This window comes from Pseudomonas endophytica, assembly GCF_001411475.1.
GTDB lineage: Bacteria > Pseudomonadota > Gammaproteobacteria > Pseudomonadales > Pseudomonadaceae > Aquipseudomonas > Aquipseudomonas endophytica.
Genome location: NZ_LLWH01000113.1, coordinates 1 through 23,196, shown reverse-complemented (window position 1 = coordinate 23,196; position 23,196 = coordinate 1). Strand labels below are relative to the sequence as shown.

Genomic DNA, 23,196 nt, shown 5'->3' with positions numbered 1-23,196 from the left:
ATATTTAATAGGGGTATTGGTCTTTGCAAGTGACCCGAGGATGCTGGCAACCGTTTTTTGTGACGTGAAGCCACCATGACTTTTAAATATTGTTCCATTGTGTTGCTGGCTTGCTTGGTGCTGTCGGCGTGCGGCGGCATTGATCCCGATTCACCGCTGGGTCAGCGCAAAGCGATCTTTAAACAAATGCTCAGTACCAGTGAGGAACTGAGCGGTATGTTAAAGGGGCGGGTTGCGTTCAATGGCCCGCGCTTCGCTGAGGCGGCCGTGCAGTTGGATGCATTGGCTTACCAACCGTGGACGCATTTTGCGCAGGCTAAAGATTCAGATCAATCCAGCGCGACAGATGCCGTTTGGCACAAGCAAGCGCGTTTTCAGGCGTTGGCGCGTGAATTGGAAGCTGCGACGGGAGAGTTGGTGATTGCCAGTCAATTACAACCTTATAAGGCCAGCCACCTGACGCCAGCGGTGCAGAAAGTCCAAGACACGTGCAGCGCGTGTCACAAAGTCTTCAGAAATCACTGAACCCGTAGGAGCTGCCGCAGGCTGCGATCTTTTGCTTTTAACGATCAAAAGATCGCGAGCAAGCTAGCTCCTACAGGGCGTTCAATGGCTCACTTATCCAACTGTTCCAGCGCTTCTTGTAGCTCTTTGCGCGACTCAGCAAGCTTGGTTTTGCGCTTGTCGATTTTTTCTGGATCGCCTTTTTTCATGGCTTTGTCCAAGTCTGCCTGGCGCTTGCTGACGTCGTGCTTGGCTTCCAGCACTTTGTTTTCGCGCTCTTTCTTCAGGCCCGCATCGGTGCAGTTCGCGGTAACTTCGCTCAGGGCTTTTTCCAAACCCGCCACTTGGTTGCTGTTGTTGTGGGCACGTGCTTGTTCGAGTTGCACGCTGATGGCGTGCTTTTTAGCCGCACAACCAGTGAGTTCTGGGGTTTGATCAGCAGCCATCAATGGAGCAGCCAGCAGGCCGCAAACAGTAAACAGGGCGAGCGGTGAAAAACGTTTCATAAAAAGCTCCGTGACAAAAATAATGACAATACACACAATTCAAAAAGCTGAGACGCAGCATACGCCTCGGGTGAAGCGACGGCGCGGTTTCTAATCAAAACCGGCAACCCCCGCAGCACGTAACTGTTTGCTTAACGCTTGGACGTTGGGCTCGCGCAAAAACTTAACCAGTTGCGTTGCACGCTGCGGCCCAATTCCTGGGTAAGCCTGCCAAGCCCTTTCGTCACGAGCAACCAATGCTTGCCATGACTGCCCCAGCGGCGCATCCGCGCTGGGTGGCAAGCCAAGGGCTCTGACCCAACGTTCAAACGGTTGTTGCCGTGCCGCGTGCACACTTGTGAGCAAGCGTTCGCTGCTACGTTTGCCGAAGCCGCTAATGTTAGCAAGCTGTGCGCTATCAAGGGTCAGCCAATCCAACAGGTTGTTAACGCGGCCCGCTGTAACCAAGGTTTTCCACGTGCCCGGCCCGACAGATGGCATCGCCAAGCCCTTTTTACCGCTCAGCCAACTAAGCCGCGCTAAAAACTGACCTTCGCATCCCGGTGTTGCCTGCCAGCAACTCAGCTCATGGAAGTCCGTGGGGTTGGGTGTTTTGACTTCAATGCGCTCGCTGGCCCGCACGGCCACGCTGTCCAGTTGAGGAATGGTCATGCCTGCCAAGCTGATGACGACTTGATCACCGGTTCGAATATCCAGTTGTCGCCAGCGCTGTAGCGAACCCACGCTGATGCGTTTTATTGTGCGGTCATCGAGGCGCACCGGAGTCAGTTCCAGCATGGGCGTGATACGCCCTGTACGACCCACATTGAAGGTAACTGCACGCACCTCGGTTAGTGCCTGAGCCTGCGGGTATTTCCATGCCGCGGCCCAGTCAGGTGGCTTGGCTTGCCAACGTTCGGCCGCAGGGCGCGGGCCTTGGCGCAACACCACACCATCGCTGGCGAAAGGCAGCGGGCTATTAAACCAATACTCGCGCCAATGTCGCGCGTGCTCGAGGTGTTCGATGGGCTGGCTGTAGGTTCGGCTGTCGGTAAACCCCAGCTCCGCCAACTGAGCAAACCGTTCGCTTTGAACACGCGGGCCTTGGGGCCAGTCCCACACAAACAGCCCAATACGTTGACCTTGTGCCGGGCTCAGTTCATGCCGCGCCATCAGCCCGGCAACGATGCTGCGAGCATTGACGCTGCCCGCCTTGGCTTGGATATGGTCGGGCAAGCGCCAGTAAAGTTCGCCTTGCAGCAACATATCCACAGGCTGCGGCAAACGTTGAGGGATGGCGCTGATCGCTCGGGCAGAGCCTATCCAGTTCTGGCCCTTTAGTCCGTCGCCCCGACTGATGACGTGCTGGAGTTGCCCTTGGCGGTAGATCAATGTGACGGCCACGCCATCCACCTTGGGTTGAATCCACAGGTCTTGGCGCCCTTTGAGCCAGTCTTGAACGGCGGGTTCATCAGCCAGTTTGGCCAAACCTGTTTGCGCCACGGGGTGCGAGAGCGGGCCACTGGCAGTCTGTAGTGGGTTGTGCGCACCAAGACAGTGTTCAAGGCGGCTGCGTAGTTGGTCGTAAACCGAGTCGCTGACCAACGAAACCCCCAGTCGGTGGTAACTGTCATCCCAGACCTCGAGCTGCTGGCGCAGAGCTTGAGTCTCGTCGCAGGTGTTGGCGAATGAGTTGAAGCTGAGGACAGCGAGCACAAGCCCACTGAAAACACGGAGTATGGCCAGCATCTTGAGCGTCCTTGCTCGGAGTGAATGCTTAAGGCTAGTGGAGGATTTTTAGCGCGCGCGGGTAGAGGATTGCCGCGTGTGTCGGGCACAAAAGCCCCGAACAGTCGCCTGTCCGGGGCTTGGGTGCAGCAGTCTGACTTACAAGCCAGCGGCAGTGCGCAGCTCTTCAGCGCGGTCGGTACGCTCCCACGTGAACGTGGTGAAAGTATCGTCACCAACCGTTTTGGTTTGCGGGGTACGGCCAAAGTGACCATAAGCTGCGGTTTCTTGGTACATCGGGTGCAGCAGGTCGAGCATGGTGGTGATCGCGTAAGGACGCAGGTCGAACACTTCACGCACCAGCTTGATGATTTTGTCGTCGGCGATCTTGCCAGTGCCGAAGGTGTTCAACGAGATCGAAGTCGGTTGAGCGACGCCGATAGCGTAGGAAACCTGGATCTCGCAACGCTCAGCCAAGCCAGCAGCCACGATGTTTTTGGCTACATAACGACCGGCGTAGGCCGCCGAACGGTCAACCTTGGATGGATCTTTACCCGAGAATGCGCCACCGCCGTGACGGGCCATGCCGCCGTAGGTGTCAACGATGATCTTACGACCGGTCAGGCCGCAGTCGCCCACTGGGCCACCGATGATGAATTGGCCAGTCGGGTTGATGTGGAACTGAGTGTCTTTGTGCAGCAGTTCGGCAGGCAGCACGTGCTTGACGATCAGTTCCATCACGCCTTCGCGCAGATCGCTGTACGACACTTCTGGGTTGTGCTGAGTCGACAACACGATGGCGTCGACGGCCACGACCTTGCCGTTTTCGTAACGGCACGTCACTTGAGACTTAGCGTCCGGGCGCAACCAAGGCAGCAAGCCAGATTTGCGGGCTTCAGCTTGGCGCTGAACCAGTTGGTGCGAGAACGTGATCGGTGCCGGCATCAGCACGTCAGTTTCGTTGCTGGCATAGCCGAACATCAGGCCTTGGTCACCGGCGCCTTGATCTTCAGGCTTGGCACGGTCAACACCTTGGTTGATGTCTGGGGATTGCTTGCCGATGATGTTCATGACGCCGCAGGTCGCGCCGTCGAAACCGACGTCGGAACTGGTGTAACCAATATCGGTGATGACGTCGCGAACGATCTGTTCCAGATCAACCCAAGCCGAAGTGGTCACTTCGCCTGCGATGATTGCTACGCCGGTTTTCACCAGAGTTTCGCAGGCCACACGGGCGTGCTTGTCTTCAGCAATGATGGCGTCCAGCACCGCATCAGAAATCTGGTCGGCGATTTTGTCCGGATGCCCTTCAGACACGGACTCGGAGGTGAAAAGGGAGTATTCGCTCATCTCGACGGTTTCCTAATATTTACCGATGGTGAGTGTCGCCAGCTGGCCGCTGAAAGTGGCGGACCTGAATCTGGAAACCATTACGTAAGCCTACATAGAGGCTTTCCCCGGGAACGAGTCCCGCAGCGGTGGCCCAATGGGCCAGATCATCTTGTTCAAAACCTAACCACAAATCGCCGCAAGCCTCACGGGCCCACACCTGATTATGGCTACACAACTCTGTTACCAGCAGGCTACCGCCAGGTTTTAGCAAGGTGGCCAGTTGCTTTAGTGCTTCAGCCGGTGCCGCGAAATGGTGCAAAACCATGTTCATGACCACGCAATCGGCTTGGATAGACGTATCGTGCAGCGCGTCGGCTAATAGCAGGCTGACGTTATTCAATGACTCGCGTTCACATAGCTGGCGGGCCAGCTCAAGCATCACCGAGCTGTTATCCAGCGCCGTGACTTGCTGGAAGCGGCGAGCCAAGTCTGGCAAAAAACTGCCATCACCGGGGCCGACCTCAAGGGCCGTGGCGGCTGAGCTAAAGCTCTGTTTGTCGAGCAACGCCAAGACGCTATCCCGATACTGTGGCAAGCCTGCGATCAAATCCTGTTGAGCTCGAAATTTCTCAGCGATACGTGAGAAAAAGTCTTGGCTGGCCGCTGCTCGTTGTCCATGTACGGCGCTGATGCGTGCTTGCACATCGGCAGGCAAGGTCAGATTGTCGACCTCTTCTAGCAACGCCGCATGCAATTTGCCGCCTAGCAGCGCGGTGTGGGGCAGGGCACGACGATAAAAAATGGCATTGCCTTCACGACGCGTGGCCACCAGTTGCGCTTGAGACAACACCTTGAGGTGGTGGCTCATGCCGGATTGGCCCGTGGCAAAGATTTGCGTCAGTTCCAGCACTCCAAATGAATCGTTGGCCAGCGCACGCAGCACATTGAGCCGCAGCGGGTCGCCCCCAGCCTTGCACAATGCGGAGAGCTCGTCGCAATCGTCATGGCGGATTGAAGGCACGCGTAAGTTCATAGCGCCGCAGTCTAGTTACCCGCACCCTACCTCGCAAGACCAATATCAAAACTTTTTGATATTGGTCGATAACTGGTTCGTTGGTCGGATGGCTTGCACGTAATAACGAAATGAAATGTCCGATCTTCAACAGGTTGAACGGTTAAGCGCAGGAAAAACGTTTCAAGCGACTATCTGTCATTGCCCCGAGGGCGGTGGGTGAGGGAAAATGCTCGCCTTTTTTCCGTTTCGATTTAACTTTCAATACCCAGGAGAACAGCGATGCCCAGCCGTCGTGAGCGTGCCAACGCCATTCGTGCACTCAGCATGGATGCCGTGCAAAAAGCCAACAGCGGCCATCCAGGTGCCCCTATGGGTATGGCGGATATCGCCGAAGTACTGTGGCGCGATTATCTGAAGCACAACCCGAGCAATCCATCGTTCGCTGACCGTGACCGCTTCGTGCTGTCCAACGGCCACGGCTCGATGCTGATCTACTCGTTGTTGCACCTGACCGGCTATGACCTGTCGATCGACGACCTGAAAAACTTCCGCCAACTGCACAGCCGTACGCCGGGCCACCCAGAGTTCGGTTACACGCCGGGCGTTGAAACCACCACTGGCCCACTGGGTCAGGGCTTGGCCAACGCTGTGGGCTTTGCCCTGGCTGAAAAAGTCATGGGCGCGCAGTTCAACCGCCCAGGTCATAACATTGTCGATCACCACACCTACGTGTTTCTGGGTGATGGCTGCATGATGGAAGGCATTTCCCACGAAGTGAGTTCGCTAGCCGGTACGTTGGGCCTGAGCAAACTCATCGCGTTCTATGACGACAACGGCATCTCGATTGATGGTGAAGTTGAAGGCTGGTTCACCGACGACACGCCAAAGCGTTTCGAAGCCTACAACTGGCAAGTGATCCGCAACGTTGACGGTCACGACCCGGAAGAAATCAAAACCGCGATCGAAACGGCCCGTAAAAGCGATAAGCCAACGCTGATCTGCTGCAAAACCACCATTGGTTTTGGCTCGCCGAACAAGCAAGGCAAAGAAGATTGCCACGGCGCTCCGCTAGGCAACGATGAAATCGCCCTGACCCGCAAAGCGCTGAACTGGGACCACGGCCCGTTTGAAATCCCGGCCGATATCTATGCCGAATGGGATGCCAAGCAAGCCGGTGCCGCCGCTGAGTCCGAGTGGAACCAGCGCTTTGAAGCCTACGCTGCCGAGTTTCCGCAGTTGGCCAACGAGTTCGGCAGCCGCATGAAAGGTGATCTGCCACTGGACTTTGATCGTAAGGCTAACGAGTACATCGCCGAAGTCGCTGCTAAAGGCGAAACCATTGCCAGCCGTAAAGCCAGCCAAAATGCGCTTAACGCTTACGGCCCTCTGCTACCAGAACTGCTGGGCGGCTCGGCTGACTTGGCCGGTTCTAACCTGACCCTCTGGAAAGGTTGCAAAGGTGTAAGCGCTGAAGACGCCAGCGGCAACTACGTGTACTACGGCGTACGCGAGTTCGGCATGAGCGCCATCATGAACGGTATTGCCCTGCACGGTGGCTTGGTGCCTTACGGGGCGACCTTCCTGATGTTCATGGAATACGCTCGTAACGCCATCCGCATGTCGGCTCTGATGAAGCAGCGCGTGATCTATGTGTTCACCCACGACTCCATTGGTTTGGGCGAAGACGGCCCGACGCACCAGCCGGTTGAGCAACTGACCAGCCTGCGTACTACGCCAAACCTCGATACTTGGCGCCCAGCTGACGCGGTTGAATCCGCAGCGGCTTGGAAGTTCGCACTGGAGCGTAAGGACGGCCCTTCGGCGCTGATCTTCTCTCGTCAGAACCTCAACCACCAAACCCGTGATGCCGGTCAAATTGCCGACATCAACCGTGGTGGTTACGTGCTCAAAGATTGTGAAGGCGAGCCAGAGCTGATCTTGATCTCGGCCGGTTCCGAAGTGGGCTTGACCGTGCAGGCGTACGAAAAACTGACTGAGCAAGGCCGCAAAGTACGCGTTGTTTCGATGCCGTGCACCAGCGTGTTCGAAGCCCAAGATGCAGGCTACAAGCAGTCGGTTCTGCCGCTGCAAGTGAGCGCTCGTATTGCCATCGAAGCCTCCCATGCAGACTACTGGTACAAGTACGTGGGCTTGGAAGGCCGCGTCATTGGCATGACCACCTATGGTGAGTCGGCGCCTGCACCAGCCTTGTTCGAAGAGTTCGGCTTCACCCTGGAAAACATTCTGGGTCAGGCTGAAGAGCTGCTGGAAGACTAAGCAAGCCCCTCGTAGGAGCTGCCGCAGGCTGCGATCTTTTGATCTTAAAAGATCGCAGCCTGCGGCAGCTCTTACGGGGATTGTTTTGCTAATCCCTTAATAAGAGAACCCCATGCCTCAACCGCGTCCTTACAAAGTTGCACTCAACGGCTACGGCCGCGTGGGTCGTTGCGTCTTGCGTGCGTTGTTTGAGCGAGGGGCAGCTGCTGGGTTCGAAATCGTTGCATTGAATGACTTGGCCGATATGGCCAGTCTCGAATATTTGACGCGCTTCGACTCCACACATGGCCGGTTCCCCGGCGAGATAAGGATCGAAGGCGATTGCCTGCATATTAATGGCGACTGCGTGAAAGTATTCCGCAGTGCCACCCCCGAAGGCATCGACTGGGCTGCGTTGGGCGTAGATTTAGTGCTGGAGTGTTCCGGCGTCTACAACACGCGCGCCGATGGCCTGCGCTTTCTTGATGCCGGAGCCCCGCGTGTGCTGTTTTCGCACCCGATGGCCAGCGAAGCAGATGTCGACGCGACCATCGTGTATGGCGTTAACCAGCACACCCTGAGCGGCGACGAACGTTTGGTGTCCAACGCGTCTTGTACCACCAACTGCGGCGTACCGCTGTTGCGCTTGCTCGATGAAGCGTTTGGCCTTGAGTACGTGTCGATCACCACCATTCACTCGGCGATGAACGATCAGCCGGTGATTGATGCCTATCACCATGAAGACTTGCGTCGAACCCGCTCGGCGTTTCAGTCGGTGATTCCGGTTTCTACCGGCCTTGCCAAAGGCATTGAGCGTTTATTGCCAGAGCTGGCAGGCCGTATTCAGGCCAAAGCGGTACGTGTGCCGACGTTGAATGTGTCATGTCTGGATATTACCTTGATCACCGCGCGCGATACCGACGCCGTAGAGGTTAACCGCGTGCTGCGCGAAGCGGCGACCAGCGGCCCGCTCAAAGGCTTATTGGCTTATACCGAGTTGCCACACGCCAGTTGCGATTTTAACCATGACCCGCATTCGGCCATCGTCGATGCTAGCCAAACCCGTGTTTCCGGCCCTCGGCTGGTGAACCTGCTGGCGTGGTTCGACAACGAATGGGGTTTTGCCAATCGAATGATTGATGTGGCAGAGCATTATTTGCACGCCACCCACCCTAAACCCGCTCTCTAACAGTAGATACTCAGGAACTGCGACCCATGACCGTGTTGAAGATGACCGACCTCGATCTGCAAGGTAAGCGCGTGCTGATCCGCGAAGACCTCAACGTCCCAGTAAAGGACGGTGTTGTTGCCAGCGATGCCCGTATCCTTGCTTCGCTGCCGACCATCAAGCTAGCGCTGGAAAAAGGCGCAGCACTAATGGTCTGCTCGCACTTGGGGCGCCCGACTGAAGGTGAGTTCTCGGCTGAAAACAGCCTCAAGCCTGTTGCTGACTATTTGAGCAAGGCCTTGGGCCGTGACGTACCGCTGGTCAGCGACTACTTGAACGGCGTTGACGTGAAAGCGGGCGACATCGTGTTGTTCGAAAACGTGCGCTTCAACAAAGGCGAAAAGAAAAACACCGACGAACTGGCCAAGCAATACGCCGCCCTGTGCGACGTATTTGTGATGGACGCGTTCGGCACCGCCCACCGCGCTGAAGGCTCTACCCATGGCGTCGCCAAGTTCGCCGAAGTGGCCGCGGCGGGCCCTTTGCTGGCCGCTGAGCTGGACGCGCTGGGCAAAGCCCTGGGCGCCCCGGCCAAACCAATGGCTGCCATTGTTGCCGGTTCCAAGGTGTCGACTAAACTCGAAGTCCTCAACAGCCTGAGCCAGATCTGCGATCTGCTGATCGTGGGCGGCGGCATTGCCAATACCTTCCTGGCCGCTGCCGGCCACCCGGTCGGCAAGTCGCTGTACGAACCCGATCTGTTGGACACGGCTCGCGCCATCGCCGCCAAGGTTAACGTGCCGCTCCCAACTGACGTGGTAGTGGCCAAGGAGTTCGCCGAGTCTGCTGCGGCCACTGTCAAACTGATTGGCGACGTGGCGGCTGACGACATGATCTTGGACATTGGTCCGCAAACCGCTGCGCACTTCGCTGAGCTGCTGAAGTCGTCCAAGACCATTCTGTGGAACGGCCCGGTGGGTGTGTTTGAATTTGATCAGTTTGGCAACGGCACCAAAGTACTGGCTCAAGCCATCGCCGACAGCTCGGCTTTCTCGATTGCGGGCGGTGGCGACACCTTGGCTGCTATCGACAAGTACGGCATTGCTGATCAAGTGTCCTACATCTCCACCGGCGGCGGTGCATTCTTGGAGTTCGTCGAAGGCAAGGTACTGCCTGCGGTCGAAATCTTGGAAAGCCGCGCCAAAGCCTGAATATGATTCGGGCCCTGAAAGGAAGCATGGACATGGTCAAGTTGTTACCGCTGTTGATTGTTGCGGGCTTTTTGGCCGGTTGTGCGGGTTCGGCCGAGCCATCTGCAGAACCCGCCACTCCCGAAGAGAGTGGTTGTTACCAAGCTGAGTGGCAGGCGCAGAGCGTGCCGCTGGTCAATAAGCGCTCAGGGCCTGAAGCACTGGAAAAATACGAGAGACCCCAACCTTCAAAAGAGCACGGATGTCCCTGACGGTTACAGATGTAGGAGCTGGCGCAGGCTGCGATCTTTTAATCTTTTAATAGATCGCGAGCAAGCTAGCTCTTACAGAAGGGCGTGCAGCTATAGCTAGAGCTGTAACGTTTCAGCTCTATCGAATTCGTAGAGTCTGGGCTAACCCCCGATCTGCAATAACTTGAATCGCAGCCGCCGCTACGGCAGGCTTGCACGATTAACGACCCTTGTCCGGGAGAGACATACACAATGGCACTTATCAGCATGCGCCAGATGTTGGACCACGCCGCCGAATTCGGCTACGGCGTTCCAGCTTTCAACGTCAACAACCTTGAGCAGATGCGCGCGATCATGGAAGCCGCTGACAAGACTGACTCCCCGGTGATCGTTCAGGCTTCGGCCGGTGCGCGTAAGTACGCGGGTGCTCCTTTCCTGCGTCACCTGATTCTCGCGGCAATCGAAGAATTCCCGCACATCCCGGTGTGCATGCACCAAGACCACGGCACCAGCCCTGACGTCTGCCAGCGTTCGATCCAACTGGGCTTCAGCTCGGTGATGATGGACGGTTCTTTAGGCGAAGACGGCAAAACCCCAACCGACTACGACTACAACGTTCGCGTCACTCAGCAAACCGTTGCCATGGCGCACGCGTGTGGTGTGTCGGTTGAAGGCGAGCTGGGCTGCCTGGGTTCCTTGGAAACCGGTATGGCGGGCGAAGAAGACGGTATTGGCGCTGAAGGCGTTCTGGACCACAGCCAAATGCTGACCGACCCGGAAGAAGCGGCTGACTTCGTAAAACGTACTCAAGTGGATGCTTTGGCCATTGCCATTGGTACGTCCCACGGTGCTTACAAGTTCACCAAGCCGCCTACCGGCGACGTATTGGCGATTGACCGAATCAAAGAAATCCACAAACGCATCCCGAACACTCACTTGGTGATGCACGGTTCGTCTTCTGTGCCACAAGAGTGGCTGGCGATCATCAACCAGTACGGCGGCGACATCAAAGAGACCTACGGTGTGCCGGTTGAAGAAATCGTTGAAGGTATCAAATACGGCGTGCGTAAGGTCAATATCGACACTGACCTGCGTCTGGCATCTACCGGTGCAATGCGTCGCCTGATGGCCACCAACCCAAGCGAGTTCGACCCGCGTAAATTCTTCGGCGCCACTGTAACGGCCATGCGTGACGTGTGTATCGCTCGTTACGAAGCGTTCGGTACTGCGGGCAATGCCTCGAAGATCAAGCCGATCTCTCTGGAAGCCATGTACCAGCGTTACCTTAAAGGTGAGCTGAACGCCAAGGTCAATTAAGCCTTAGCGTTATGAAAAGCCTGCAGCGATGCGGGCTTTTTTGTGCTTCTTGGGACCTCGTAGGAGCTGCCGCAGGCTGCGATCTTTAGATTGTTAAAAGCTCGCAGCCAGCGGCAGCTCCTACAAGGTAGGGTGTGTTTTTTCGGGATCTATGCCATTACCCTTGAGCAGCGCATCCACCAGCGAGCGAGCCATTTCGACAGAATGCACCAGCGACCACACCAAGCCGCGTTCTACGCCGCTGGCCAACTCGGTGATTTCATCTGACACCTCTTCTGCGCTTTTGAGCATGATCGAGACATGCTGCAACGCCTCCAGGGCACGCACATCGGCCTGTACCGTAAACGGTGACTGTGGGCTGATTTCGTGCGCTTGAGTGGGTTTTAGTGTGTCCACATTGGCACGCGGGTTTTGTTGCAGGCGTTTGAGAATCTGCCGGGTGGCGTCATCGTGCTGGTGATCATCGCGCTGGGTGCGCTTTGGCTTGGGACCGGCGGGTGTCGGATTTTTCATGTCTCATCCACGGGGCTCGTCAGCGACGGGTGAAGATAGCCCCGACTCTTTCCAAGTCGCAAGCAGCGCTTGCAGGCACTCAGTTTTCTCGGAAACGTCTGTCTCTTAGCAGCGTAAAAGTCCGACAAAGTAGCCATAAAAGCTGAATTCGCTACACTGGCGAACTTTACGCTGTGCGTTGGCACCTCATGACTGTTCTCAAATACCTCCAGGCTTATCCTCAGACGTTGCAGGATCAGGTGCGTCAACTGATTGAGCGCGACCAGTTGGGCAGCTACCTAAGCGAGCGTTATCCACAGCGCCACGCGGTGCAAAGCGATAAAGCCTTGTATGCCTACGCCCAAGAACTCAAACAGGAATACCTGCGCAACGCGCCGTCCTTTGACAAGGTGTTGTTTGATAACCGACTGGACTTGACTCACCGTGCGTTGGGGCTGCACACCACCATCTCGCGGGTTCAGGGTGGCAAACTTAAAGCCAAGAAAGAGCTGCGCGTAGCCTCATTGTTCAAAGAGACGGCGCCTGAGTTTTTAAAAATGATCGTGGTTCATGAGTTGGCGCATCTGAAAGAGTCCGACCACAACAAAGCGTTCTACAAATTATGCGAGCACATGTTGCCCGGTTATCACCAACTGGAGTTTGACCTGCGGGTGTACCTCACATGGCGAGATCTCAACCCAGGCCCGCAGGTATTGTTGCCCACAAAGACCAATAAGGAGTTCTGAATGGAAGTCAGTAAAACCAAAAGCAGTTTTTATCGGCGTTTGTATGTGGCTTGGTTAATCGACAGCCACATCGCCAGTAATGTGCCAGCGCTGACCGAGGTCACCGGCATGCCGCGGCGTACCGCTCAGGACACGATCGCGGCCTTGGCTGATCTAGACATTGTGTGTGAGTTTGAGCAGCAGGACGGCGCCCGAAACCATGCCGGGCGCTATCAGATTCGCAGTTGGGGCCCCGTCGACAAAGCCTGGGTGGGGCAGCATCTGGAACAGATTAAACAGGTGCTTGGTTACCCTTAATCGCGGCGCATGGCGATGTGCGGGATGTCATCTTCAAGGTACTGCTCGCCCTCAGCATGGAAACCGTGTTGCTCATAAAACGGCTGTAAATGCGCCTGTGCAGACATGAAAATCGGTTGCCCCGACCAGTACTCTTCGATGTTGCGCAGCGCCACTTTGATCAGGGTGTGCCCAAGTTTTTGCCCGCGGCCATCAGGTGCAATGATCACCCGGCCTATCACCACGTCACCGCCCTGAGACTCGGGGTCAAGCAAGCGTGCGTAGGCCACCAGTTGGTCGTCCTGCCAACCCATCACATGCAGCGTATCGCCGCAAAGATCTTGCCCATCGACGTCTTGATAGGCGCATTCCTGTTCGGCGACGAACACCTTTGAGCGCAATTCCAGAATGGCGTAGAGCTGTTGTTTACCTAAGTCGTTGTGGTGCTTGCAGATCCAGTCAATGGTCACGGTGTTGTCCTTGAGATCGAAACGATGAGTCGATAGTAGGCGTGATGCTGACGGCCGCCAAGCTGCGATAAATCCTACGGAGCTTTGACCAAATGCGCGGCCAAGGTGCGTAAGGGGCCCAGTTGACGGCAAATAAGGGCCAATTGGGTTTGCACTAATCGCTGGTCTTCATCGCTATCGTCTGGCATCTGCTCCAGTTCGTTGGCCATTGCCTCTTCCTCGTCGCTCTGCACCGCCACCGGGAGTTTAGCGCTCAGACCTTTGGCTATCAGGTCAATACTGTCTGCAATACGTCGCCCTGCGCCCTCGATCAATTGCTCGCGTAACTCCACCGGCAACTCAGTACCGCGGTGCGCGCCCAAGCCCGACAAATAGCTGAGCAAGGTGTGCGACATCACCAAAAAGCGGAAGCCCATGTCAGCGTCTTTACGAAAGTGCCCAGGTTCCATCAGCATGTTAGCCAGTGTGGTCGAGAGTGCCGCGTCAGCGTTGTGGGCGTTACGCCTTGCCAAGCGATAAGCCAGGTCATCTCGTTTGCCCTGCGCATATTGCTGCAAAATCTGGCGTAGGTACTGGCTGTTGCAGCTCAACGTATTAGCCAGCGCCTGATTGAGCCGACGGCCCTGCCAGTCAGGCAGGAACAGGAAAACTGCCGCAGCGGCAATCACGCTGCCCACCAACGTGTCGAACAGCCGAGGCAAGAACAGCCCGTAACTGTCGCCCACCTGATTGAAGCAAAACAGAATCATCAAGGTGATGGCGGCTGTGCTCAGGGTGTAACGCGTGGTGCGGTTGATAAAGAACACCACCCCGGCCACCACCGCAAACATAGATTGCACCAGCGGGTTTGGGAACAAGTCGAATAGCGCCCAACCCACGGCTAGGCCGATGGACGTACCGATGATCCGCTGGCTGAACTTGCGCCGTGTGGCGCCGTAGCTCGGTTGGCAGACGAACAGCGTAGTGAGGATGATCCAGTAACCTTGGCTTGGGTGAATCCAGTGCACCATCGCAAAACCGATGCTCAGGGCCAATGGCAGGCGCAAGGCGTGGCGAAAGATCAGCGAGGTGGGCGTAAGGTGCTGACGCAAGCGCGCCCCTACATCCTTGAGGTTGCGAGGCGAGCGGTCCAGCAGGCTGCTGTCCGTCGCATCGGCTAGGGTATCGGGGTTGCTCGCATCACTGAGCAGGCGATCGAGCGTACCTAGGTTAGCTGCCAATGCGCGTAATGAACGCAGTAGCCCGCGCCAGGCCGGATTGCTTTGGATGCGCAAGTGTTCGAGCGAGGCGTGCAAGTCGGCCAGCGCTTCGGCAAAACTGTCGTCATAGACAAACGGCTGGCGCAGCTTGATGGACTCTGAGAGGCGCTGGCAGGCCACACCCTGTTGGCGCAACAGGCGTTGGCAGCGGAACATCACGTCACTGTGGAAAAAGGCCTCGGCCAGCGCGTTGTACGGGTAGTGCGATGAGCTGGCGCGCTCGTGAATGTCTTGGGCGAGGAAGTACATCTTGAGGTAGCGGCTGATTTTAGAACCCGGCCGCGAGCTGCCGACCCGATGCAAAATGATCTCTTTCGCGGCATTCAATGCGGCCACTACCCGTCCATTCTGTCGGGCCAGCTCCAATCGGCCGGCTTCAATATCCACGTTGCGCACCGGCTCAAACAGCGACGACTTAAGCTTGAGATACAGACCCAGTTCCCAGAACAGTCGCGCCAAACTTTGCTGCACCGGCTGGTGGGAAAACATCGCCTGCCACAGCACTGACAGCAGGCCGTACCAAGCGGCGCCCGCCACCAGCAACATGGGTTCGTGCCAGAAATCGGTGACCTCGCCGCCGCGTTGATCAACGCCAATCATGGTGTACACGGCCAAAATCAGCGTGGCCGAGGCAATGGCGCCGTAGCGCTCGCCCAGCGCACCGAGCATGGTCAGGCCAAAACTGGCCAAGGCTAATGCACAGACCAATAGCCAGGGGTAGGGAAAGAGTAATTCGACGCTCAATGCCGATGCGCTGAAACACACCAGCGTCACCAGCAACGCGTTCAAGCGGCCTTGCCAGCTGTCATCTGTCTCTGACAAGGCGCTGGCAATAATCCCCAAGAACAAAGGAATTAGCAGCGACATCTCGTCCTGATACCAGCAAAAAGCCATGCTGCCGGTGAGGGCAATGAATACCCGAACGCTGTAACTGAACTTGTCCCGCGCCCACAGGCGGCGCAATGACTGACGCAAAGAGGTCGATGACATGGAGTGGCGGTGCCTAGCTCGTGATTCGCTAAATTGAGGCAGATAAGACGTTAGTACAATGGCACTGTTCACATCGAACAGAAAATATTTTTAATGCGGTTATGCGCAGCTGCCGAAGGCTGCGATCTTTCAAAGCCAAATCAAAAAAATCGCAGCCTATGCTGTTGGGGTCAAACGAACTGCGCGGCCGCGTACCCCGATGCCCACGCCCACTGAAAGTTGAAACCGCCCAAGTGGCCGCTCACATCCAGCACTTCGCCGACAAAATACAGCCCCGGGCTTTTGAGTGATTCCATCGTCTTAGATGACACCTCTCGGGTATCGACCCCGCCCAGCGTTACTTCAGCGGTGCGATAGCCTTCGGTTCCGGCAGGTACAACCGTCCAAAAGGCCAGCTTGCCAGCCACCTCAGCCAGTTCACCCGGGGTGTACTGCTTCATCGGCTTGGACACAAACCAGTGTTCGGCCAGCAAGGTGGCCATTTTCTTGGTGAAAATTTCACCGAGCAGGGTTTTAAGTTCGCTGTTCGGGCGTTCAGCTTGTTGGGTTTGCAGCCAGCTCAAGGCGTCTAGGTCTGGCAGCAAGTTGATCTCAACCGTGTCTCCCGATTGCCAGAACGATGAGATTTGCAAAATCGCTGGGCCGCTCAAGCCACGGTGAGTGAACAGAATGTTCTCGCGAAAGCTTTGATCGTTGCAGCTCACTAGGCAATCTACCGAGGTGCCCGAGAGTTCAGTGCAGATCTCTTTGAGCTGATCTGTAATGGTGAACGGCACCAACCCGGCCCGGGTCGGTAGCAATGTATGGCCAAACTGCTTGGCCACTTGATAACCAAAACCGGTCGCGCCAAGGGTGGGAATCGACAGGCCGCCCGTGGCGATGACCAGCGACAGGCAGTTCAACTGATCCAGCGTGGTCTTGAGGCTATAACCGCCGTCGGTTTTCTCGATCTGCTCAACCGAAGTGTCCAAGTGCAGGCTGACACCGGCTTGCTGACATTCACTGAGGAGCATATCGAGGATGTCGCTGGACTTGTTATCGCAGAACAACTGGCCGAGCTTTTTCTCGTGATAAGGCACACCGTGTTTGCTCACCAGCTCGATGAAATCCCATTGCGTGTAACGGGCCAGCGCCGATTTGCAGAAGTGAGGGTTCTGCGACAAAAAATTGCTCGGCTCGGTGTACATATTGGTGAAGTTACAGCGGCCCCCGCCCGACATCAGGATCTTTTTACCGGCCTTGTTGGCGTGGTCGATCAACATCACCTTGCGCCCACGTTTCGCAGCGGTCAGCGCGCACATTAAACCTGCGGCGCCAGCGCCAATAATCACAACGTCGGTGGTACGCAAAGCGGTGTCCTCAAAAAACGGGGGGTGTATTGTGGGGTTTACAACACGCGAACGCGCAGCGAACGGCCTTTGATTTTGCCGTCGCTCAGGCGCTGAGCGGCTTGTTTAGCAATCGTGCGGTCAACAGCGACGTACGCTTGGAAGTCAAAAATCGCGATTTTGCCCACTTGCGCACCTGCAATCCCGGCCTCGCCCGTCAATGCGCCCAAAATGTCACCGGGGCGAACCTTGTCTTTGCGGCCCGCTGCAATCACCAGTGTGCTCATGGCTGGCAGCAATGGGGCGCCGCCTTTGGAGGTGAGGGTATCCAGCGATTCCCAATTCAGCGGGGCTTTTTGCAGTTGTTCGATAGCCTGAGCGCGGTGTGCCTCTGACGGCGCTACCAGACTGATCGCGATCCCTTTTTCGCCTGCACGGCCAGTACGGCCCACACGGTGAATGTGGATTTCCGAATCACGGGCCAACTCAACGTTGATCACCATGTCCAGCGCATCAATGTCCAGACCTCGGGCCGCAACGTCAGTGGCCACCAGTACCGACGTCGAACGGTTGGCGAACATCGCCAGCACTTGATCGCGGTCACGCTGCTCTAAGTCACCGTGCAGGCCAACCGCAGAAATCCCCTTGGAGGTCAGGTGATCAACGGTTTCTTGCACCTGCTGCTTGGTGAAGCAGAACGCCACGCACGACTGCGGACGGAAGTGCCCCAGCACCTTGGTCACAGCGCTCATGCGCTCGTCAGGGGAGATCTCGTAGAAACGCTGCTCGATCTGGCTGTCAGTGTGCAGCGCTTCTGCTTTGACCTGCTGCGGGTTGCGCATGAACTTGGACGACAACTGCTTGATGCCGACCGGGTAGGTGGCCGAAAACAGTAGAGTCTGGCGACGTTCAGGGGTCTGCACAATGATGTCTTCGATGGCGTCGTAGAACCCCATGTCGAGCATGCGATCGGCTTCGTCGAGCACCAAGGTGTTCAGACCGTCGAGCACCAGCGAACCTTTGCGCAAATGTTGCTGGATACGGCCTGGGGTGCCGACGATGATATGCGCGCCGTGTTCCAGCGAGCCGATTTGTGGGCCGAACGACACGCCGCCACACAGGGTCAGCACTTTGATGTTGTCTTCGGCGCGGGCCAGACGGCGGATTTCTTTGGCCACTTGGTCAGCCAATTCGCGTGTCGGGCAGATCACCAGCGCTTGGCAACCGAAATAGCGCGGGTTGATCGGGTTCAGCAGGCCGATACCAAAAGCGGCGGTTTTGCCGCTGCCAGTCTTGGCTTGAGCGATCAGGTCCATGCCTTTGAGGATCACCGGCAAGCTCTGCGCCTGAATCGGCGTCATCTGGGCATAACCGAGGGAGTCGAGGTTAGCCAACATGGCGGCGGACAGAGGCAGAGTATTAAAAGCGGTGGCGATGGTGGTCACGGGACTGGCCTGCAAAACAAAATGTCGCGCAGTGTAACAGCCCGTTGCCCAATGCCCGAACATTCTGGACGAGAAGTCACTCCAAACCCCACACAACCCCTAGGAGCTGCCGAAGGCTGCGATCTTTTGATCTTTAAAACTAAAGCTCGCAGCCTGCGGCAGCTCCTACGCAAAGAATGAGCCGCCTCCCAGCGCTGGAGGAGCTGCCGAAGGCTGCGATCTGTTAATCGCTTAAAAGATCGCGCCCGTCGAGGATCAGTGATCCAACTCATGCTCCGAGTTAGCTTTTGGCTTGCGTCCGTCTTGCGGTGACAGTTGTAGGAAGATCGCTGCCGCCAACATGGCCATGATGCCGACTGTCAAAAAGGTCAGTTGGAACGCACCCAACACGGTGTCGACGCCATCACTGGCACCGTCGCCCGAGAAGCCGCCCAGCAACGCACCGGCGCAGGCCACCCCCAAGCTTAGGGACAATTGCGCCACCACCGACAGCAAGCTGTTACCGCTGCTGGCGCTGGCGTCATCGAGGTCGATCAGGGTCACGGTGTTCATGGCCGTGAACTGCAACGAGTTGATCGCGCCCAAAACGGCCAGCATGGCCAGCAGCAACGGATACGGCGTTTGTGCGGTGACCAAGCCCATGCTGGCCAGCATCAAACCCAGCGCCAGCGTATTGCCGGTCAGGATCGTGCGGTAGCCCAAGCGTTCGATCAATGGCCGAGCGCCCCATTTAGCCACCATCGCTGCTGCCGCCAAGGGCAGCATGCTCATCCCGGCTTCTGACGGTGAATAGCCCAGCGCCACTTGCAGCAGCAGCGGCACCAAAAACGGCAATGCGCCGCTGCCCAAGCGCGCAAACAAGTTGCCCAGAATGCCCACTGCAAAGGTCTTGGTTTTAAATAGCACGGGCGAGAACAGCGGGTTGCTGATATTTGCAGCTCGCAGCCAATACGCGGCCAAACACGCCAACCCCGCAAACAGCAGCAACATGACACGCAAATGCGGCATGTGCAGCTCGCCCAACCCTTCCATCGCAACGGTGATAAACACCATTGCTGCGCCAAACAGCACAAAGCCTAAGGTGTCGAAGCGTGTACGACCGTCACCGCGCAAGTCGGGAATTAGCTTCCAGACGCACCAGCAACCGACCATGCCCACCGGCAAGTTGATCAAAAAAATCCAGTGCCAGCTCAGGTACTGCACCATCCAGCCGCCTAGGGTCGGGCCGATCAGAGGGCCGAGCAGGCCGGGGATGGTAATAAACCCCATGATCCGCACCAGCTCTGTACGCGGATAAGCCTTGAGCACCACCAAGCGCCCAACCGGCACCATCAAAGCGCCGCCCAGCCCTTGCAGCACACGGGCGGCGATCAATTGGTCGAGGGTGTTCGACAAGGCGCAACACAGCGAGCCAATGCTGAACAGCAAAATGGCGCTGAAAAAGATTTTCTTGGTGCCGAAGCGGTCAGCGATCCACCCTGAAGCCGGGATCAATAAGGCCACCGTGAGCATGTACGCAACGATCACCCCTTGCATGCGCAGCGGGTTTTCTTTGAGGTCGCGGGCCATGTCGGGCAGGGCGGTATTGAGGATCGTGCCATCGAGCGACTGCATGAAAAACGCGATGGCCACCACCCATGGCAACCAACGTAATATTTCGGGCGTGAGAACCGGGCGTGTCGGCATAGGACCTCTGGCATTATTCGAGGATCTTGCGTAGGAACTGGGGCAGGCTGCGATCTTTTTAAACGATCAAAAGATCGCAGCCTGCGCCAGCGCCTACAGGTTATAGGGTCAACGTGAGTTTTTTGACCAAGGCACCCGGTAATAAATTCGACGCAGTCTGCCGCTGGTCGTAGGTGCTGGCCGATACCAGCAGTTCACGGTCTGCCGTGAGTGCTTCGAGTTGCGTGCCCAGCAGGCTGTAGACGCTGTCATCAAAACGCATGGTATTGACCGGCGCTTTGATCTCGCCATTCTCGACCCAAAACGTGGCAAACCGGGTCATGCCGGTCAAACGTGCCGCTGGTTGATCAGAATAGTTCAAGTACCACAAGTTGCTGATGTACAGCCCGGTGCCCAACTGCTTGAGAATATCGGCCTGTGCCAGTTGCCCGGCAGCCATCGCCAGCGCACTCGGCGCTTCGCCTGCGTGGGCGCCGTTGGCCTCAAGCCCATATTCGGCCGCACTGCGCGACCCCACCAATGACTGATCGGCCTTGCCGAGTTTGACCAACGACAAATCCTGGCGCGGGTATCCCTCGTCTGAAAACGCCGGGCTCAAAGAGCCACTGACCTGTTCGTCGAGTGATACCAGTGGGCTCAATTGCGCATCACCGGCATACAGCTTTTGCAACGGGCTGTACTTGCTGGCTAATGTTTGAGCCGAGAAGCCGCCCCAACACAACATGCTCATCACCTCCTCCAACGCTGCGGGCGCCAGATAAGCACGGTACTCACCCGGTGCCAGCACGTGCGCCGGGCGGTCCAAAAACGCCAACTGCTCGCGGGCTGTTTGCATGCGCAGAGCAAAGAGTTCGCTGTCCCAATGCGCCCCGGCGTAGCTGGCTTTAACGGCTTGGCCATTGCTGTGGAACAGGCTCCAATCAAAATTGAAGCTGTTGGCTTGATGCCAGCCCAGCGCGCCTTGCGAACTGGCGTAGCCATAACTGATCGGGCCACTGGCGAAGAACCCCACCAGATCGACCCCTTTGGCGGCGCGGCGGATGTCATCCAGCACATGGGCCGTGTCCGGCAACGGCTCAGCTTGCACCGTATGGCTCTGCCACGGCTCAGGGTTGAGTTGCAAATACGGATCGACGGGCAGCAGCGGCAAGGTTTCACGCAATTGCCCCAAAGCGTCAGCCAAGCGCTGTTGATCAACAGCAAGCTCACCGGCCAAGGTGACTTTGATGCTGGCATGGCGCCCGCTATTAATCAGCTTAAGGCTGAGGCTGGCTTGCTGTACCGCACCAGCTTGGCGCACCTTGCCTTTATTGAAGCGAATAAACGTCGAGGCTTCAGCGTCGTAGCCCACGGTGAATTGCTCAGGGCTAAGTGTGGCCTTGTGCAACCATGCCACCAACGCTTCAAACTGCTCGGCCTGACTCAAGGCGGTATGCATCAGGCATCCCCTCCAAAAACATCCACTTGACTGAACACACATGCCGGGGACGCATGGCCCACGCGAATAACCTGATTTGGTTCACCCTTGCCGCAGTTAGGCGTACCCAACACTTTGAAGGTGCTGACGTCGCCCACGGCGCTGAGGTTGCGCCAGAACTGCTCGGAAATCCCCCGGTAGTTAGGGTTTTTGACCACGCCTTTGAGTTCGCCATTTTCGATCAACTGGCCCCACTCGCAGCCAAACTGGAACTTGTTACGGGCATCGTCAATCGACCACGATCGGTTGTTGGCCATCAAAATGCCGCTTTCAATGCCGCCAATCAGTTGCGCCATCGACTGCTCGCCCGGCTCGATATTGAGGTTGGCCATGCGGTCAATCGGTGCGCGGTTCCAACTGCAAGCACGGCTATTGGCCACCCCTTCAAGCCCCGCCCGGAACTGTGACAGCGCGCCGCCCAATGGGCGCAGCAACACACCTTCACGGATCAGAAATTCTTTGTGCGCCGGGGTGCCGTCATCGTCATGCTGGTAACTGGCCAGTTGCTCCGGGATCGTCGGGTCGAAGGTCACGTTGAGCAGCGGCGAGCCATAACGCAGGCTGCCGAAGTCACTGAGTTTGACGAAGCTGGTGCCCGCGTAATTGCGCTCGTCACCCAAAATGCGATCCAGCTCTAGCGGATGGCCGATGGACTCATGAATTTGCAGAGTCATTTGATCTGGCATCAGCAGTAGGTCGCGCTTGCCTTGCGGGGTGTTTGGGGCGAGCAGCAGTTGCAGCGCTTGGTCGGCGACGGTTGAACCTGAGCCGATCAACCCGCAGCGGCGGATCACATCGGCGCCGCCTTGCTGGCCAAAATTCTCCCGGCCTAAGTTGCGGCTTTGGCTGTTATGGCCGTCATAGGCGGTCACGCTCATACCGGGGAATACAAAGCGTTGTGCCTGACGCAATTGGGCGCCTGCGCTGTTGAGGTAGATCTGCTCGACGTGTGTCAGCCCGAGCGAGGCCACCCAACTGACCAGTCGTTCGTCGTTAGGCACGCTGCCAGACTCGGCGCTCAGCAGCTCGTAGCAATCGCTTAGCGACGGAAACGTTTGCTCAAGATCGGGCGAAAAGTAGTCTGCTTGAGCGCTCGATACCGGCTCGTGGCTCAGGTCGAGCAACGCGTGTTCGCCAATCAATTGGGCTTGAGCCTCGGCGCGCTCCAGTGCGGCTTGCAACCCGGCTTGGGATAAATCGTTGGTGGCGGCATACGCTTCCACGCCCTTGAGTCGCACGGTCAACATCGCGCCTTGGTCGTGCATGAATGACGGAGGTTCTGCGACATTCTTGCGCACCGACAGGTATTGCCCGGACTCGCGCACATAACGCAGCGAAAAGAACTCGGCTCGGGTGCGCAGCGTGGCAAAGCGCTGTTTGAGCTGAGGGTAAAAATCGAACATGCACAGGCCTCCGAAAGGGGGAAGTCGGGTGTACAGCGGGGAGTGAGGCGCGAAATGAGGCCTAGAGTAGGCCTGAGTAGAGAAGGGGGCAAGCAGAGGCGTGAGCGTGCTTGTGATCTTTTTGAGATCAAAAGATCGCAGCCTTCGGCAGCTCCTACGGAGCATGCGCAAGCCATAGCCTTCGTAGGAGCTGCCGAGGCACGAAGGCTGCGAGCTTTTGATCTATCGAGCCGTCCTGAAATCTAAAGATCGCAGCCTACGCCAGCTCCTACAAAGTGGACTGCCCCCCAAAAGTTGGACAGGTTAGCTAGCAATCTGCGCAGCCCGGGTCCTGTACTCCACAGGGCTTAGGTTGTTGAGCGTCAGTTTGATGCGGTG

The 23,196-nt window shown here is 57.1% G+C and carries 20 protein-coding genes; 8 read left to right on the top strand and 12 right to left on the bottom strand.

The features are described 5' to 3' along the window. Nucleotides 1–75 precede the first annotated feature (75 nt). On the top strand, nucleotides 76–525 hold the full coding sequence (locus tag AQS70_RS09220) for a c-type cytochrome (protein WP_055102506.1): 450 nt from the start codon (nucleotides 76–78) through the stop codon (nucleotides 523–525). A gap of 89 nt (nucleotides 526–614) precedes the next feature. On the opposite strand, the gene AQS70_RS09215 is transcribed toward AQS70_RS09220, so the two are convergent. From AQS70_RS09215 to AQS70_RS09200, 4 genes are all read right to left on the bottom strand, one after another. Continuing rightward, on the bottom strand, nucleotides 615–1,010 hold the full coding sequence (locus tag AQS70_RS09215; protein ID WP_055102505.1) for a DUF1090 domain-containing protein: 396 nt from the start codon (nucleotides 1,008–1,010) through the stop codon (nucleotides 615–617). Nucleotides 1,011–1,100: 90 nt separating this feature from the next. Beyond that, on the bottom strand, nucleotides 1,101–2,738 hold the full coding sequence (gene ligB, locus AQS70_RS09210; RefSeq protein WP_055102504.1) for an NAD-dependent DNA ligase LigB: 1,638 nt from the start codon (nucleotides 2,736–2,738) through the stop codon (nucleotides 1,101–1,103). 138 nt (nucleotides 2,739–2,876) lie between these two features. Further along, entirely contained in the window at nucleotides 2,877–4,067 is a 1,191-nt protein-coding gene (metK, locus tag AQS70_RS09205) for a methionine adenosyltransferase (protein WP_055102503.1), read from the bottom strand. Between the two features lie 19 nt (nucleotides 4,068–4,086). Beyond that, a complete protein-coding gene (locus tag AQS70_RS09200) occupies nucleotides 4,087–5,082 on the bottom strand; it encodes an ArsR/SmtB family transcription factor (protein WP_055102502.1) in 996 nt (331 codons plus the stop codon). Nucleotides 5,083–5,343: 261 nt separating this feature from the next. Between AQS70_RS09200 and tkt the strand changes: the two genes are divergently transcribed. From tkt to fba, 5 genes are all read left to right on the top strand, one after another. Beyond that, entirely contained in the window at nucleotides 5,344–7,341 is a 1,998-nt protein-coding gene (tkt, locus tag AQS70_RS09195; RefSeq protein WP_055102501.1) for a transketolase, read from the top strand. Between the two features lie 112 nt (nucleotides 7,342–7,453). Then, the gene (gene epd, locus AQS70_RS09190; RefSeq protein ID WP_055102500.1) at nucleotides 7,454–8,509 is read left to right on the top strand and encodes an erythrose-4-phosphate dehydrogenase; all 1,056 of its coding nucleotides are present in this window, start codon (nucleotides 7,454–7,456) and stop codon (nucleotides 8,507–8,509) included. A gap of 26 nt (nucleotides 8,510–8,535) precedes the next feature. Continuing rightward, nucleotides 8,536–9,699, top strand: a complete 1,164-nt coding sequence (locus tag AQS70_RS09185; RefSeq protein WP_055102499.1) for a phosphoglycerate kinase — start codon at nucleotides 8,536–8,538, stop codon at nucleotides 9,697–9,699. 32 nt (nucleotides 9,700–9,731) lie between these two features. Continuing rightward, nucleotides 9,732–9,950 carry a hypothetical protein gene (locus AQS70_RS09180; RefSeq protein WP_055102498.1) on the top strand — a complete coding sequence of 73 codons (219 nt, stop codon included), beginning with the start codon at nucleotides 9,732–9,734 and terminating at the stop codon, nucleotides 9,948–9,950. Between the two features lie 231 nt (nucleotides 9,951–10,181). Then, nucleotides 10,182–11,246, top strand: a complete 1,065-nt coding sequence (fba, locus tag AQS70_RS09175) for a class II fructose-bisphosphate aldolase (RefSeq protein ID WP_007913760.1) — start codon at nucleotides 10,182–10,184, stop codon at nucleotides 11,244–11,246. 120 nt (nucleotides 11,247–11,366) lie between these two features. Here the strand turns inward: fba and AQS70_RS09170 are convergent, their stop codons facing one another. Beyond that, entirely contained in the window at nucleotides 11,367–11,759 is a 393-nt protein-coding gene (locus tag AQS70_RS09170; RefSeq protein ID WP_055102497.1) for a hypothetical protein, read from the bottom strand. Nucleotides 11,760–11,947: 188 nt separating this feature from the next. Here AQS70_RS09170 and AQS70_RS09165 point away from each other — a divergent pair, with 188 nt between their 5' ends. Continuing rightward, the gene (locus AQS70_RS09165) at nucleotides 11,948–12,484 is read left to right on the top strand and encodes a YgjP-like metallopeptidase domain-containing protein (RefSeq protein WP_055102496.1); all 537 of its coding nucleotides are present in this window, start codon (nucleotides 11,948–11,950) and stop codon (nucleotides 12,482–12,484) included. Continuing rightward, nucleotides 12,485–12,781, top strand: a complete 297-nt coding sequence (locus AQS70_RS09160) for a winged helix-turn-helix domain-containing protein (protein ID WP_055102495.1) — start codon at nucleotides 12,485–12,487, stop codon at nucleotides 12,779–12,781. On the opposite strand, the gene AQS70_RS09155 is transcribed toward AQS70_RS09160, so the two are convergent. The 7 genes from AQS70_RS09155 to AQS70_RS09125 form a co-directional block, all read right to left on the bottom strand. Beyond that, on the bottom strand, nucleotides 12,778–13,230 hold the full coding sequence (locus tag AQS70_RS09155; RefSeq protein ID WP_055102494.1) for a GNAT family N-acetyltransferase: 453 nt from the start codon (nucleotides 13,228–13,230) through the stop codon (nucleotides 12,778–12,780). The genes AQS70_RS09160 and AQS70_RS09155 overlap by 4 nt on opposite strands. Before the next feature lie 74 nt (nucleotides 13,231–13,304). Further along, nucleotides 13,305–15,479 carry a YccS family putative transporter gene (gene yccS / locus AQS70_RS09150; RefSeq protein WP_055102493.1) on the bottom strand — a complete coding sequence of 725 codons (2,175 nt, stop codon included), beginning with the start codon at nucleotides 15,477–15,479 and terminating at the stop codon, nucleotides 13,305–13,307. Nucleotides 15,480–15,649: 170 nt separating this feature from the next. After that, on the bottom strand, nucleotides 15,650–16,828 hold the full coding sequence (locus AQS70_RS09145) for a BaiN/RdsA family NAD(P)/FAD-dependent oxidoreductase (RefSeq protein ID WP_055102492.1): 1,179 nt from the start codon (nucleotides 16,826–16,828) through the stop codon (nucleotides 15,650–15,652). A 38-nt stretch (nucleotides 16,829–16,866) separates the two neighbouring features. Then, complete coding sequence (gene dbpA / locus AQS70_RS09140; protein ID WP_241492817.1) at nucleotides 16,867–18,204, bottom strand: ATP-dependent RNA helicase DbpA; 1,338 nt, start codon at nucleotides 18,202–18,204, stop codon at nucleotides 16,867–16,869. Nucleotides 18,205–18,507: 303 nt separating this feature from the next. Beyond that, entirely contained in the window at nucleotides 18,508–19,938 is a 1,431-nt protein-coding gene (gene mdtD / locus AQS70_RS09135) for a multidrug transporter subunit MdtD (protein WP_055102491.1), read from the bottom strand. A gap of 100 nt (nucleotides 19,939–20,038) precedes the next feature. Next, nucleotides 20,039–21,376, bottom strand: coding sequence for a TldD/PmbA family protein (locus tag AQS70_RS09130; protein WP_055102490.1), 1,338 nt, complete (start codon nucleotides 21,374–21,376; stop codon nucleotides 20,039–20,041). Continuing rightward, nucleotides 21,376–22,818: a TldD/PmbA family protein gene (locus AQS70_RS09125; RefSeq protein WP_055102489.1), complete on the bottom strand. Its 1,443-nt coding sequence runs from the start codon at nucleotides 22,816–22,818 to the stop codon at nucleotides 21,376–21,378. Before AQS70_RS09125 ends, AQS70_RS09130 begins: the two co-directional genes overlap by 1 nt. Nucleotides 22,819–23,196 lie beyond the last annotated feature (378 nt).